Below are 13656 nucleotides of genomic sequence, written 5' to 3' on the forward strand. Positions count from 1 at the left end.
ATGACATGAGCGGAGACGACGCCGAAAGAAGATCCTGGTTCGACGACGAGGCCGGACCGGTGGTCCGCCCCTACGCCATGACCCGAGGGCGTACCAGTCACGCCGCACAGCACCGCCTCGACCTGATCGCGGTGGTGATCGCACAGGCCCGCCACGACGATCCGGCCGCGCACCCGTCGCTGTCGCCCGAGCACATGGACATCGTGGACATGTGCCGGGACACCCCGCAGTCGGTCGCCGAACTGGCCGCCGAACTCGACCTGCCCGTCGGCGTCGTACGGGTCCTGGTCGGCGACCTGATGGACGGGGAGCTCGTCCAGGTGAGCCGTCCGGTACCGCCCGCCGAGCTGCCCGACGCGAGCGTGCTGCGCGACGTGATCGACGCGCTGCGCGCCCTCTGACCGAACCGCCGCACCCCGAAGTCCCCGTTCCGACGGGAGAGTCGGGGCCGGGACCACCGAGCAGGAGACCAGACCGATGAACGTCGGGCGTACCCAGCGCGCGAGACCGCCTCAGCCCCTGACGCTGAAGATCCTCGTGGCCGGCGGCTTCGGCGTCGGCAAGACGACCCTCGTCGGCTCGGTCAGCGAGATCCGCCCGCTGCGCACGGAGGAGACGCTCACCGAGGCGGGCCGCCCCGTCGACGACCTCACGGGCCTGACGGACAAGCGGACCACCACCGTGGCCATGGACTTCGGGCGCATCACCCTCCGCGAGGACCTGGTCCTCTACCTGTTCGGCACGCCGGGGCAGCAGCGCTTCTGGTTCATGTGGGACGAACTGGCCGAGGGTGCCCTCGGCGCCGTGGTGCTCGCCGACACCCGCCGCCTGGCGGACTGCTTCGCCGCCGTCGACTACTTCGAGCAGCGGTCCATCCCGTTCGTGGTCGCCGTCAACCGCTTCGACGGGGCGCCCCGGCACGCCGCGAGCGAGGTCCGCGCGGCCCTCGACCTCGACGCGGAGGTGCCCCTCCTGCTCTGCGACGCCCGCGACCGCGAGTCCGTCAAGGAGGTCCTCGTCGAGGTCGTGGCACGCGCGCGTACCCACGTCGCCGCCCGCCGCGGGGCCACCGTCTGACACCGCGCCGAGCACCCGTCCGGCGGTCCCCGACGGTCGCGCCGCGGGCGCCCGGCCGGATTCGGTCACCCGGCGGTACGGAACGCCCGCGCCCTCACCCCTGCGGGCCGTCGCCGTCGTCATCGCCGTCCTCGTCCAGCCAGCCGAAGCTCTTCTCCACCGCCTTGCGCCAGTTCCGGTACTCGCGGTCCCGCACGGCGGCCTCCATCGACGGCGTCCACTCCGCGTCCCGCTGCCAGTGCGACTTCAGCTCGTCCAGGTCGTTCCACACCCCGGTCGCGAGCCCCGCCGCGTAGGCGGCACCCAGGCAGGTCGTCTCCGAGACCCGCGGCCGGATCACCGGCACCCCGAGGACGTCCGCCTGGTGCTGCATGAGCAGGTTGTTCTTCGTCATGCCCCCGTCCACCTTGAGGGTGGTGATCTGCACGCCGGAGTCCTGGTACATGGCGTCCACGACCTCACGGGTCTGCCAGCTCGTGGCCTCCAGCACCGCCCGTGCGAGGTGGGCCCTGGTGACGTACCGGGTCAGCCCCGTCACGACACCGCGCGCGTCGGAGCGCCAGTAGGGGGCGTAGAGCCCGGAGAACGCCGGCACGATGTACGCGCCGCCGTTGTCCTCGACGCCCGCCGCCAGCGTCTCGATCTCGTCGGCGTCGCGGATGATGCCCAACTGGTCGCGGAACCACTGCACCAGGGCGCCGGTGACGGCGATCGACCCCTCCAGGCAGTAGACGGGCGCCTCCCCGCCGATCTTGTAGCCCATGGTGGTCAGCAGTCCGCTCTTGGACGGGACCGGCCGGTTCCCGGTGTTGAGCAGCAGGAAACTGCCCGTGCCGTACGTGTTCTTCGCCGTCCCCACGTCGTAGCAGGCCTGCCCGAACACGGCGGCCTGCTGGTCGCCGAGCGCGGAGGCCACGGGCACACCGGCGAGCCGGCCGACCGCCGTCCCGTACACCTCCGCCGACGACCGGATCTCCGGCAGCACGGCCTCGGGGACGTTCATCGCGGACAGGATCGCGGGATCCCACTGGAGCGTCTCCAGGTTCATCAGCATGGTGCGTCCGGCGTTGGTCACGTCCGTCACGTGCTGCCCGCCGGCGGTGCCGCCCGTCAGGTTCCAGATGAGCCAGGAGTCGATCGTGCCGAAGGCGATCTCGCCGCGCTCGGCGCGGGCGCGCAGCCCCGGCACGTTGTCCAGCAGCCAGGCCGCCTTGGGACCGGAGAAGTAGCTGGCGAGCGGCAGCCCGGTCTGCTCGCGGAACCGGTCCTGCCCGTCGGAGCCGCCCAGCTCCCGGCACAACCCCGACGTGCGGGTGTCCTGCCACACGATCGCGTTGTGCACGGGCTTGCCGGTGGCGCGGTCCCACAGGACCGTCGTCTCGCGCTGGTTGGTGATCCCGAGCGCGCTCAACTGGTCCGGTCGCAGACCGGCCTTGGCGATCGCGCCCGCCACCACGGCCTGCACCTTCGACCAGATCTCGGTGGCGTCGTGCTCCACCCAGCCCGGCTTGGGGAAGATCTGGCGGTGCTCGCGCTGGTCGACGGCGACGATGGCGCCGCCGTGGTCGAAGACGATGCACCGGCTGGAGGTGGTGCCCTGGTCGATGGCGGCGACGTACTTGTCGGCGTTGTCCGTCATGGCTACCCCTGGTTGTTCGGTCGGATCGGAAGGCTGCGCGGTGTCAGAAGGCCGCGTGGTAGAGGAGGCCCGCCAGCGCCCCTCCGATCAGCGGGCCGGCCACCGGAATCCAGGCGTAACTCCAGTCGGAGGTGCCCTTGTTCGGGATCGGCAGGAAGGTGTGCACGATGCGCGGGCCGAGGTCGCGCGCCGGGTTGATGGCGTACCCGGTCGGACCGCCCAGCGACAGCCCGATGCCGACGACCAGCAGCGAGACGATCAGGACGAGCGTCCCCGACTCGCCGAGCCCCTTGGTGAGTCCGAAGGCGAGGACGGGCAGGACGAGCGCCATCGTCGCGATGATCTCCGTCAGCAGGTTGGCCAGCGGGCTGCGGATCTCCGGGATGGTCGAGAAGATACCGAGCGTCGCCACGGGGCCGTCGGCCTCAGCGACGGGCCCGGCCTCCGGGACCGCGCCCTCCTCGCCGTCGGCCGCCCCGCCCCGGCCCGCGGTCGTGCCGGCGGCCACGTTCGCCTGGAACTGCGCGAAGTACACGAGGTACGCGAGGACCGCGCCCGCCATCGCGCCGACCATCTGCCCCAGCAGGTAGACCCAGACCTTGCCCCACTCGCCGGTGTCGACCGCGATGCCGATCGTGACGGCGGGGTTGAGCTGCCCGCCGGACAGGGGAGCCGCGGTGTAGGCGCCCGACAGCACGCCGAACCCCCACCCGAAGGCGATCACGACCCATCCCGACGCGCGCGCCTTGGAGTGTCTGAGGGTGACCGCGGCGCACACGCCCGCCCCCATCAGGATCAGGATCGCGGTACCGATGACCTCGCCGACGAAAATGTCCATGTCGCTCATGGCGGCTCCTAGAACCCGGCCGGGGGCGTCCGGCCCCGGTCCTTCGTGCAGGGTGCGTTCGCGGTGCCCACGCAGGCCGGGCGGGGGCGGCCCGTGCCCCACCGGCAGCGTGACGAGCGTGCCGCCGAGGCGTGGTTCCCCGTGCCGGCAGGCCCCTTGGCGCACATGGATCCGCGCGGCGAAGTGCCGGAATGCGGCGAGAATGTGCGGCGATGTCGACTGACACCGGAAGTGTTCCCCCGGTGCGGGAGGCCGTCAAGGCAGCGGACGGCAACGGTGACCGGACCACCGCCGCCCCCACCCGAACGACGCGGGCCCCCGCACCCCGGTACGGGGAGTCTCCCCGCGCGTGCCTTAACACGCCTTTAGGTGCGCCCACTTGGCGCTCCTGGCCACGCTCGCTACGCCGGGGAGGTGCCCTCACGGGGCCACCCCGCGTCCGGTCGGTTCGGCCTGGACGGTGCGGGATCGCGCGCCCGCGCGTCGTGTTCGTCCCCGCACGTCTCAACGTGTCGGTGCATGAGACCACTTGGCATTCCGGGCCGCGCTCGTGCGCGCTGACGCCTGTCCGTACGGGAGCGTCCCGCGTCCGGTCGCCCCGCCCTGGATGGCGCCGGACCGTATACGTACAAGGCGGTTCGTCCAGCCCGTCTCAACGTGCTTGTACTCGCGGTGACTTGGCATCCGAGGCTGTGCTCGTGCGCTGTGGCGCGCGTCCGCACGGGCCCCCCGCGACCCGCCGCCCCGATCTGGACGGCGCCGGACCGCGCGCCTGCGCGGCGTGTTCGTCCACGCACGTCCCGACGGGCCCGTGCATGCGCTGACTTGGCGCCCGGGGCCGTGCTCGTGCGCTGTGGCGCGCGTCCTTATGGGAGCGCCCCGGGTCCGATTGCCCGGCTGGACGGTGCCGGACCGCGCGCCTGCGAGGCATGTTCGCCCACGCGGTTCCCAACCCGCCGGTGTAGGCGATGACTTGGCGCCCGGGGCCGCGCCCGTACCCGTGGCGCGCGTCCGCACAGGGTCGCCCCGCGCCCCGCCACCGCACCCGAGCGCCGCCGCCCCGACGCAACGCGCCACACGGCGTACCCGACGCATTCGCCGCCGACTGCCTCAACGCAACCGCAGCCGCGCCTACTTGACGCCCCCGGCCGCCCTCAACCGCCTGCGGTCCACCGTCACGCCTGTCCGCGCGGCAGAGCCACGCCACCCGCCGCCCGTCCGATACAGTCCGCGGCGTGTCCGACACCCAGGCCCTGGCCGCCGCCCCCCGCCCCGTCCCCGGATCGCACTGCCAGAGCTGCGGGGCCCCGTACGGCGCGGACGCCGACGGCTGGCCCCGCACCTGCCCCGCCTGCGGCACGGTGGCCTACCGCAACCCGCTGCCCGTCGCCGTCGCCCTCCAGCCCGTCCGCGACGAGCGTGGCACGTCCCTCGTCGTCATCACCCGCACCATCGCCCCCGCGCGCGGCGGCGTCGCCCTCCCCGGCGGCTTCGTCGACCACCGCGAGGACTGGCGCGCGGCCCTCGTGCGCGAACTGCGCGAGGAGACCGGCATCGAGGCCGCGGGGGAGGATGTGCGGCTCGCCGACGTGCTGAGCTCGCCGGACGGGCACCTGCTCGTCTTCGGCGTCCTCCCGGAGCGCCCCGCCGACGGCCTCCCGCCGTCCGCGGCCACGGACGAGACCGAGGGCTGGCACCTGCTGCGCGCCCCCGCCGAACTGGCCTTCCCGCTGCACACGACCGCGGTACGCGCGTGGTTCGCGGGACGGTACGCCTGACGCCCCCCCGCATCCACGACCCCGCGACGACCCCGCGCCCCCGCGTCCGCGCCCGGCCCCCGTCGCCCTCAGCCGCCGGCCGGCAGCCCCCGTACCCGCACCGGGTACGGCGCCGCGCGCAACCCGGACTCCGCCTCCTGACGCACGACGACACGCTCGCCCTGCCGGTGCGCCACGAAGCGCTCGACGGCCGGCTGGTCCGCGCCGTCGTCCGGGTCCCGCACGAACGTCCCCGCACCGGGCCGCCCCCGCGCGGGAGCCCACACCTCCAGCTCCGGCCCCCGGTCACCGCTCACGGGCAGCACCGCCCCCGCGCGCGCCAGCACCGCGATCCGCGACGGGGGAGTGTCCACGGTCACCAACCCCGGCCCGTCGTACGCCCGTTCCGTCGTCGTGTCGTACCAGCGCCCCCGCGGCAGCCGGACCGCCCGCCGTCCGGTGCCGGCCTCGAACACCGGCGCCACCAGCAGACAGTCGCCCAGCAGGAAGGCGTCCTCGCAGTCCCGCAGCGCACGGTCCTCCGGAGCCCCCCACCAGAGCGGTCGCACCAGAGGAGCCCCGGTGAGCCGCGCCAGGTGCGCCAGCGTCGTGAGGTACGGCAGCAGGCGGCGCCGCTCGGCGAGCGCCACGCGCGCGTGCGCCGCGACCTCCCCGCCGAACTCCCACGGCTCGCGCAGCCGTTGCCCCGCCCGCCCGGTTCCCTCCCCGCCCCGCGTGCGCAACAGCGGTAGGTAGGAAGCCAGTTGCAGCCACCGCAGGTACAACTCGCCGGAGAGCACGCCCCCGTGGCCGCCGACGTCCGGACCCGAGTACGGCACGCCGCACAGCCCGAGCCCGACCACCAGTGACACCGAGGCCCGCAGCCCTTCCCAGCCGGTCGCGACCCTTCCCGACCATGCCCCGCCGTAGCGCTGCATACCGGCCCATCCGGCGTGCGACAGCACCAGCGGCCGCTCCTCGTAAGGCAGTTCGCGCAGCCCCTCACGGGCCGCCCGCGCCATGCACAGCGCGTACACGTTGTGGGCCTCGCGATGGTCGCCGCCGCGTCCCTCCAGGGCGTGCGCCGCCGAACGCGGCAGCGTCGTCTCGCCGTAGGCCGTGAACGACGTCGGCTCGTCCATCTCGTGCCGGAAACCGGCGAGGCCCTGCGCGTACGCGTCCGCGTACAGGCCGCCCCACCAGCGCCGCACCGACGGCGCCGTGAAGTCAGGATGGACCGACTCCCCGGACCGCCCCTCGCCCTCCACCGGGCGTCCCGCCGCGCCCCGCACGAACGCGTCCCGCGCCGCACCGCCGTCGAACAGCGGGTTCCCCGGCGAGACGCGCACCGCGGGATCGACCGCCGTCACCAGGCGCACACCGTCCCGGCGCAACTCCTCGGCGAGCACGGACAGTTTCGGGAACCGGTCGTGGTCCACCGTGAAGGCCTGCCCGCCCTCCTGGTGGCCGCCGCCCAGATCGACGGCGTCCAGCGGCAGCGCGTGCTCCCGGTACGCCGCCACCACCCGCCGCACCTCCTGCTCGTCGGGCCTGCCCGTCAGCACGTGCTGATGTCCCAGCGCCCACGCCGGAGGCGGCACGGGCGCCCCGGTGAGCGCGGCCCAGGTGTGCAGCACGCGCGCGGGGGTGCCCACCACCGCCCAGCAGCGCAGCGGACCCCCGTCCATCCGCACGTCGCACCGGCCCGGCACGTCGTGCCCGGAACCCGCCCCCTCCGCGCCCTCCCGCAGCGTCACCGTGCCGTCCCACGTGTTGTCGTGGAACACCAGGTGCGTGCCCGCGTCCGCGACGACCAGCTGCACCGGCATGGTGACGGACAACGGATCGTCCCCCGGACCGAACGCGACGCCGGGGTCCGTGTTCCACAGGCGGTACGCCCCGTCCCGCAGCCGCGGCCCGCCGGCCCGGCCGCCGAGCCCGAAGAACCGCGCGTCCGCCCCGACCTCGGAGCGCTGCATCCACCGGGCGGGCCCGCCGCCGGCCGGCTCCCACCAGCGGGGCGGCAGATCGCTGCGCAGGGTCACGCCGCCCGGCGTGCACACCCGCACCGAGCCGTGCCGCGAGACGCCGACCGTCACCCGCTCCGCCACCACCCGCCAGCCGCCGTCCTTGTCCGGCTCCAGCACCGCCCGCGGGTCCGGCTCGGGACACGGCTCGGCGAGCGCGTACGACGGCTCGGGCCCCGCCCCGTCCCAGCCCCAGAACACGGCCCCGCTCACGGTCACCACGACGCGCAGCTCCGACCGGGCGAAACGCACCGTCCCGCCGCCCGGGGCGGGCGTCGCGTCCCGCACCTCGCCCGGCACCCGCGCCCGCTCAGCGCCCCGCGGCGGCAGCGCCGACGCGTCGGCCCGACTGCGGCGCCACGCCGCCCGCACACCGCGCAACCCGTGACCCGCCCGCCCCGAACCGACCACCTTCACCGAGCGCACCAGGTCCCGACCGTTCATGCTGCTCACCCTGTCACTGGAAGCCCCGCACGAGCGTGGCGTTCAACTGCCGTTCATCCACTGCACGCCGGGACGACCCACGACGCGGACACGCCGCCGTCCGAGGCGCCCCCTGGTGTGGAAGTCGATCACATGGCATCGTCCGTGTCAGCCGCCCGCCGTGCGCACCCCCGCGCGCGGGCGGTCCACGCACACGACGCGTACAGCCCGGGAGCCGCCCCATGCCGACCGCGAACCCACAGCCGCTCTGGCAGCCCGACGAACAGGACGTCGCCGCCGCCCGGATCACCCGCTTCCAGGCATGGGCCGCCACGCACCACGACGCCCCCGCCGACGGCGGGTACCCGGCCCTGCACCGCTGGTCGGTCGACGAGCCCGAGACGTTCTGGAAGGCCGTCACGGAGTGGTTCGACGTGCGCTTCGCGACGCCGTACACGCGCGTACTGGGCGACCGCTCCATGCCCGGCGCCCGCTGGTTCCCCGGCGCCACCCTCAACTACGCCGAACACGCCCTGCGCGCGGCCGCCGAACGCCCCGACGAACCGGCCCTGCTCTGCGTCGACGAGACCCACGAACCCCGCCCCGTCACCTGGTCGCGGCTGCGCGCCCAGGTCGGCTCCCTCGCCGCCGAACTCCGCGCCCTGGGCGTCCGGCCCGGTGACCGCGTCAGCGGCTACCTGCCCAACGTCCCGGAAGCCGTCGTCGCCCTCCTCGCCACCGCCGCCGTCGGCGCCGTCTGGACGTCCTGCGCCCCCGACTTCGGCGCGCGCAGCGTCCTCGACCGCTTCCAACAGGTCGAACCCGTCGTCCTGTTCACCGTCGACGGCTACCGGTACGGCGGCCGCGCCCACGACCGGAGCGACGTCGTCGCCGAGCTGCGCCGCGAACTGCCCACCCTGCGCGCGGTCGTGCACGTGCCCCTGTTGGGCACCCCGGCCCCCGAGGGCACCCTGGAGTGGTCGGCGCTCACCTCAGCCGACACCGAGCCCGTCTTCGAACAGGTCCCCTTCGACCACCCGCTGTGGGTGCTCTACTCCTCGGGAACCACCGGCCTGCCCAAGGCCATCGTCCAGTCCCAGGGCGGCATCCTCGTCGAACACCTCAAACAACTCGGCCTGCACTGCGACCTCGGCCCCGGCGACCGGTTCTTCTGGTACACGTCGACCGGCTGGATGATGTGGAACTTCCTGGTCTCCGGCCTCCTCACCGGCACCACAATCGTCCTCTACGACGGCAGCCCCGGCCACCCCGACATCGCCGCCCAGTGGCGCGTCGCCGAACGCACCGGCACGACCCTCTACGGCACCTCCGCCGCCTACGTGATGGCCTGCCGCAAGGCGGGCATCGGCCCCGGCCGGGAATGCGACCTCTCCCGCGTACGCTGCGTCGCCACCACCGGATCCCCGCTGCCCCCCGACGGATTCCGCTGGCTGCACGACGAGGTGCGCGCGGACCTCTGGATCGCCTCCGTGAGCGGTGGCACCGACGTCTGCTCCTGTTTCGCCGGTGCCGTGCCCACGCTGCCCGTGTACGTCGGCGAACTCCAGGCGGCCTGCCTCGGCACCGACCTCCAGGCCTGGAACCCGGCCGGCGAACCCGTCACCGACGAGGTCGGCGAACTCGTCGTCACCAACCCCATGCCGTCCATGCCGATCCGCTTCTGGAACGACCCCGACGGCAGCCGCTACCACGACAGTTACTTCGACACCTACCCCGGCGTCTGGCGCCACGGCGACTGGATCACCGTCACCTCCCGGGGCTCCGTCGTCATCCACGGCCGCTCGGACTCCACGCTCAACCGCCAGGGCGTACGCATGGGTTCGGCCGACATCTACGAGGCCGTCGAGCGGCTGCCCGAGATCAGGGAGTCCCTCGTCGTCGGCGTCGAACAGCCGGACGGCGGCTACTGGATGCCCCTCTTCGTGCACCTCGCGCCCGGCGCGGCCCTCGACGAGGCACTCCTGGACCGCATCCGCAGGACCGTCCGCGAACAGCTCTCGCCCCGCCACGTCCCCGACGAGATCATCGAGGTCCCCGGCATCCCGCACACCCTCACCGGCAAGCGGATCGAGGTCCCGGTCAAGCGGCTCCTCCAGGGCACCCCCCTCGAAAAAGCGGTCAACCCCGGCTCCATCGACAACCTCGACCTGCTGGACCTCTACGTAGGCCTGGCCAAGGAACGCCCCTGACCCACCCGGCACCCCACAGCCAGGAACCCGTTGTCAGCACCCCCGGTTACTGTACGTGAACATCTGATCACGCACCCAGGGGGACCAGCCATGACGCACACCGACCACCAGTCCCTGCGACGCGTCCTGCGCCGCGAAATCGCGGGCACCATCGGCCTGTTGACCGACGAGCGGGACTTCCACGCCATGCGCCGCTACGACAGCTTCGCCTTCCGTGACCACATCGCCTACCTCCAGCAGATCGAGGCCCTGCTGCGCACCCGCGCCCTCCAGGGCACGCATACCACCGTCGCGCTCTTCGACCCCGAGGAGTACGCGGACTACTGCGAGGCGGCCGGCCTCGACCCCGACCGCCCCGCCAGCCGCTCCCGCTTCACCGCGGAACTGGCCTCCACCGGCCCCACCGTGCCCTACGAGGGCCAGCCCCTCGCCGACCTCGTCCCCACCCTCGTCGACGAGGCCGTCCGCCGGGCCACCTGGGAGTACGCCTCCACCCTCCTCGCCCGCCTAGGCGCCTGCCCCACCTGCGGCGAGGACAGGGGCCGCGCCGCCTTCTCCCGCGCCTCGGAGCTCCTCGTACGCGTCCTCGGCAGCGCACCGCCGGGCGACCGGCACCTGGTGTGCAGCGTCGCGGACTCGCCCGAAACCCTTGTCGCCGTCCTGCACGCCGACCGCGACGGCGACGGCGCCACCCAGCTCGACGAGGCGGAGGCCCTCGAGTTCACCACGGTCCTCGCCGTCGGCCTCGCCACCCACAACCCCGGCGGCCTCGTCATGCGCACCACCACCGCGGGCAGCCCCGACCGCGTCTACGGCTGGCGCCTGCGCGGCGAGGACCTCCACCCCCTCACCGCGGGCGAGGTCTTCGACGCCTACTGCACCGACGCCGACACCGGAGACCTGGTCTCCCCGGAGTCGCACGTCGACTACTGCGCGCCGCCCGACCTCGACGACCCCGGCACCCACCGGGGCCACCACCACTGACCACCGGGACACGAGAAAGGGGGCGTCCCACCCGCAGGTGGCACGCCCCCGACCGACCGCACCGGGCCCCGGCCCGGAGAACGCCGGCTACTCGCCCGACAGCACCGCCTGCGCCGCGGCGCGCGCCTCGTCGGCGCTGTCCGCGGCACGGGCCGCGCCCGCCGCCCGCTCGCACTGGGCCAGCGTGTACTTGGCGAGCGTCGCCCGCACGTACGGAATCGACGCCGCGCCCATGGAGAGAGAGGTGACGCCCAGCCCGGTCAGCACGCACGCGAGCAGCGGATCGGCCGCCGCCTCGCCGCACACACCGCAGCTCTTGCCCTCGGCCTTCGCGCCCTCCGCGGACAGCGCCACCAGGTCCAGCAGGGCCGGCTGCCACGGGTCCTGCAACCGTGACACCGCGCCCACCTGCCGGTCGGCCGCGAAGGTGTACTGCGCGAGGTCGTTCGTCCCGAGGGACAGGAACTCGACCTCCTGAAGAATGGAACGCGCCCGCAGGGCGGCCGACGGGATCTCGACCATCGCACCGAACTTCGCCACCAGCCCCGCCTCGCGGCAGGCGTCGGCGAACGCCTTGGCGTCGGTACGGTCGGCGACCATCGGCGCCATGACCTCGAGGTAGACGGGCAGCCCCTCGGCGGCCTTCGCGAGTGCCGTGAGCTGGCCGCGCAGCACGTCCGGGTGGTCGAGCAGGCTTCGAAGCCCCCGCACACCCAGCGCCGGGTTGGGCTCGTCGGCCGGCGTCAGGAAGTCGAGCGGCTTGTCCGCCCCGGCGTCCAGCACGCGCACGACGACCCGGCTCTCGGGAAACGCCTCCAGCACCTTGCGGTAGGCCTCGACCTGCTTCTCCTCAGACGGAGCGCTCTTGCTGTCGTCCAGGAAGAGGAACTCGGTACGGAAGAGACCCACGCCCTCGGCCCCGGCCTCGACCGCCGCCGGCACGTCCGCGGGCCCGCCGACATTGGCGAGCAGCGGCACCTTGTGACCGTCGGACGTTGCGCCAGGACCGGTCGCGCCCGACAGCGCGGCCCTGCGCTCGGCCGCGGCCGCCTCCAGCCGCGCGCGCTCCTCGGCACTGGGGTCCACGAAGATCTCGCCGGAGCTGCCGTCCACCGCGACCATCGTGCCCTCGGCGAGTTCCCCGGCACCGGGAAGCGCGACCACGGCCGGTACGCCGAGCGCCCGCGCCAGGATCGCGCTGTGGCTGGTGGGCCCGCCCTCCTCGGTCACGAACCCGAGCACCAGCGTCGGGTCGAGCAGCGCGGTGTCGGCCGGCGCGAGATCGCGGGCCACCAGCACGTAGGGCTCGTCACTGTCCGGCACGCCGGGCATCGGCACCCCGAGAAGCCGGGCGACGATACGGTTCCGCACGTCGTCGAGGTCGGCCACCCGGCCGGCCAGGTACTCACCGGCTCCGGCGAGCAGCTCCCGGTAGGCGGCGAACGCGTCGTACACCGCCCGCTCGGACGTGCTGCCCACGGCGATCCGCCGCTCGACGTCGGCCATCAGCTCGGGGTCCTGCGCCATCATCGCCTGGGCCTCCAGCACGGCCTGGGCCTCGCCGCCGGCCAGGTTGCCCCGCGCCATGAGGTCCGCGGCGACGGCCTCCACGGCCTGCCGGGCGCGCCCCTGCTCGCGTTCGGCCTCCTCCGCCGGGATCTGCTTGGCGGGCGGTTCGAGCACCGCCGTCCCCATGTGCCGAACCTCGCCGATCGCCACACCGTGGCTCACGCCGACGCCTCGCAGCGTTGTCTGCATCTCACCGTCTCCGATAGGGCGGCCACTTCCGGGCCGCCGTGATGGTTGTGGTGCGGGCCGCCCGTGGGCGGCATCCGCGTCAGCTCCAGACGAACAGACTGTCGCCGGACTTCACTTCGCCGTCCTCACGCAGCTCGGAGAGCGACTCGGCGGTCGCTTCGAGGGCCACGACGGGACACACCGGCGACTTGCCCGCGGCCTCCACGGCAGCGGGGTTCCAGCGCACGACGCCCTGGCCGCGGGTGACGGTGTCCCCCTTGTTCACCAGCAGCTCGAAACCCTCACCGTTGAGCTGCACGGTGTCGATGCCGAGATGCGTGAGCACCCCGTGCCCCTCGCCGTCCACGACGACGAAGGCGTGCGGGTGCAGCGAGACGATGACACCGTCCACGGGGGCGACGGCCTCGGAGGGCTGACGCTCGGGATCGATCGCGGTACCCGGGCCGACCATGGCGCCGGAGAAGACCGGGTCCGGTACGGCGGCCAGTCCGATGGCGCGTCCTGCGAGCGGAGACGTCACGGTGGTCATGGGAACCCTCCCAGGGTGATGATCCATATGGGCCGTCACAGCCTGTCCCGGACGGCTCACCGATCAGTAGGGTATGTCATATAAGGTCCTGGTTCCGCAGCAGAGATCCCGTATGCGGCACGTAGCGGGCCGCGCAAACGATTTGCGTCTGCTCCGGAGCCCCCTGTAAGGTCGTACACCTGCTTGGGGCGGACCGGCACCAAGGTGCCTCCACCGAGCAGCACCCAACTCTTCAGATCCTATCTCTGGATCACTTTCTGCGTGCCTGCGGATGAGTGGTCAGGGGGCCGGAAAAACACTGATAGAGTTTGAAACACCGAAGGGAAGCCCGGAGGAAAGCCCGAGAGGGTGAGTACAAAGGAAGCGTCCGTTCCTTGAGAACTCAACAGCGTGCCAAAAGTCAAC

Annotated in this window: 10 protein-coding genes; 5 read left to right on the forward strand and 5 right to left on the reverse strand. The window is 73.3% G+C overall.

Annotated elements, in window-relative coordinates; genetic code table 11:
- Positions 1–5: 5 nt before the first annotated feature.
- On the forward strand, positions 6–401 hold the full coding sequence (locus tag ACFZA0_RS20405; RefSeq protein ID WP_391018637.1) for a DUF742 domain-containing protein: 396 nt from the start codon (positions 6–8) through the stop codon (positions 399–401).
- Positions 402–477: 76 nt separating this feature from the next.
- A complete protein-coding gene (locus ACFZA0_RS20410; RefSeq protein ID WP_391018641.1) occupies positions 478–1077 on the forward strand; it encodes an ATP/GTP-binding protein in 600 nt (199 codons plus the stop codon).
- A 94-nt stretch (positions 1078–1171) separates the two neighbouring features.
- Here ACFZA0_RS20410 and glpK read toward each other — a convergent pair whose 3' ends face one another.
- Both glpK and ACFZA0_RS20420 read right to left on the reverse strand, forming a co-directional pair.
- The gene (glpK, locus tag ACFZA0_RS20415; protein ID WP_391018643.1) at positions 1172–2716 is read right to left on the reverse strand and encodes a glycerol kinase GlpK; all 1545 of its coding nucleotides are present in this window, start codon (positions 2714–2716) and stop codon (positions 1172–1174) included.
- A 43-nt stretch (positions 2717–2759) separates the two neighbouring features.
- Positions 2760–3563, reverse strand: a complete 804-nt coding sequence (locus ACFZA0_RS20420; RefSeq protein ID WP_391018646.1) for an aquaporin — start codon at positions 3561–3563, stop codon at positions 2760–2762.
- Between the two features lie 1235 nt (positions 3564–4798).
- Between ACFZA0_RS20420 and ACFZA0_RS20425 the strand changes: the two genes are divergently transcribed.
- A complete protein-coding gene (locus tag ACFZA0_RS20425) occupies positions 4799–5341 on the forward strand; it encodes an NUDIX domain-containing protein (RefSeq protein ID WP_391018649.1) in 543 nt (180 codons plus the stop codon).
- 68 nt (positions 5342–5409) lie between these two features.
- Here ACFZA0_RS20425 and ACFZA0_RS20430 read toward each other — a convergent pair whose 3' ends face one another.
- Positions 5410–7791, reverse strand: a complete 2382-nt coding sequence (locus ACFZA0_RS20430) for a TIM-barrel domain-containing protein (RefSeq protein WP_391018652.1) — start codon at positions 7789–7791, stop codon at positions 5410–5412.
- A gap of 221 nt (positions 7792–8012) precedes the next feature.
- Here ACFZA0_RS20430 and ACFZA0_RS20435 point away from each other — a divergent pair, with 221 nt between their 5' ends.
- Positions 8013–9980 (forward strand): acetoacetate--CoA ligase, encoded by a 1968-nt coding sequence (locus ACFZA0_RS20435; RefSeq protein WP_391018655.1) that lies wholly within the window; start codon positions 8013–8015, stop codon positions 9978–9980.
- Positions 9981–10070: 90 nt separating this feature from the next.
- Positions 10071–10964, forward strand: coding sequence for a hypothetical protein (locus tag ACFZA0_RS20440; protein WP_391018657.1), 894 nt, complete (start codon positions 10071–10073; stop codon positions 10962–10964).
- A gap of 87 nt (positions 10965–11051) precedes the next feature.
- Here ACFZA0_RS20440 and ptsP read toward each other — a convergent pair whose 3' ends face one another.
- Both ptsP and ACFZA0_RS20450 read right to left on the reverse strand, forming a co-directional pair.
- Positions 11052–12722, reverse strand: coding sequence for a phosphoenolpyruvate--protein phosphotransferase (ptsP, locus tag ACFZA0_RS20445; protein WP_391018660.1), 1671 nt, complete (start codon positions 12720–12722; stop codon positions 11052–11054).
- A 79-nt stretch (positions 12723–12801) separates the two neighbouring features.
- Positions 12802–13251, reverse strand: coding sequence for a PTS glucose transporter subunit IIA (locus tag ACFZA0_RS20450; protein WP_391018663.1), 450 nt, complete (start codon positions 13249–13251; stop codon positions 12802–12804).
- Positions 13252–13656: the final 405 nt, after the last annotated feature.

Source organism: Streptomyces sp. NPDC008150, assembly GCF_042956945.1.
Lineage (GTDB): Bacteria > Actinomycetota > Actinomycetes > Streptomycetales > Streptomycetaceae > Streptomyces.

Coding starts and splice junctions, on each gene's coding strand:
- ACFZA0_RS20450 (WP_391018663.1), bottom strand. CDS start 13,251: ATGACCACCGTGACGTCTCCGCTCGCAGGACGCGCCATCGGACTGGCC.
- ACFZA0_RS20430 (WP_391018652.1), bottom strand. CDS start 7,791: ATGAACGGTCGGGACCTGGTGCGCTCGGTGAAGGTGGTCGGTTCGGGG.
- ACFZA0_RS20435 (WP_391018655.1), top strand. CDS start 8,013: ATGCCGACCGCGAACCCACAGCCGCTCTGGCAGCCCGACGAACAGGAC.
- ptsP (WP_391018660.1), bottom strand. CDS start 12,722: ATGCAGACAACGCTGCGAGGCGTCGGCGTGAGCCACGGTGTGGCGATC.
- ACFZA0_RS20420 (WP_391018646.1), bottom strand. CDS start 3,563: ATGAGCGACATGGACATTTTCGTCGGCGAGGTCATCGGTACCGCGATC.
- ACFZA0_RS20410 (WP_391018641.1), top strand. CDS start 478: ATGAACGTCGGGCGTACCCAGCGCGCGAGACCGCCTCAGCCCCTGACG.
- ACFZA0_RS20440 (WP_391018657.1), top strand. CDS start 10,071: ATGACGCACACCGACCACCAGTCCCTGCGACGCGTCCTGCGCCGCGAA.
- glpK (WP_391018643.1), bottom strand. CDS start 2,716: ATGACGGACAACGCCGACAAGTACGTCGCCGCCATCGACCAGGGCACC.
- ACFZA0_RS20405 (WP_391018637.1), top strand. CDS start 6: ATGAGCGGAGACGACGCCGAAAGAAGATCCTGGTTCGACGACGAGGCC.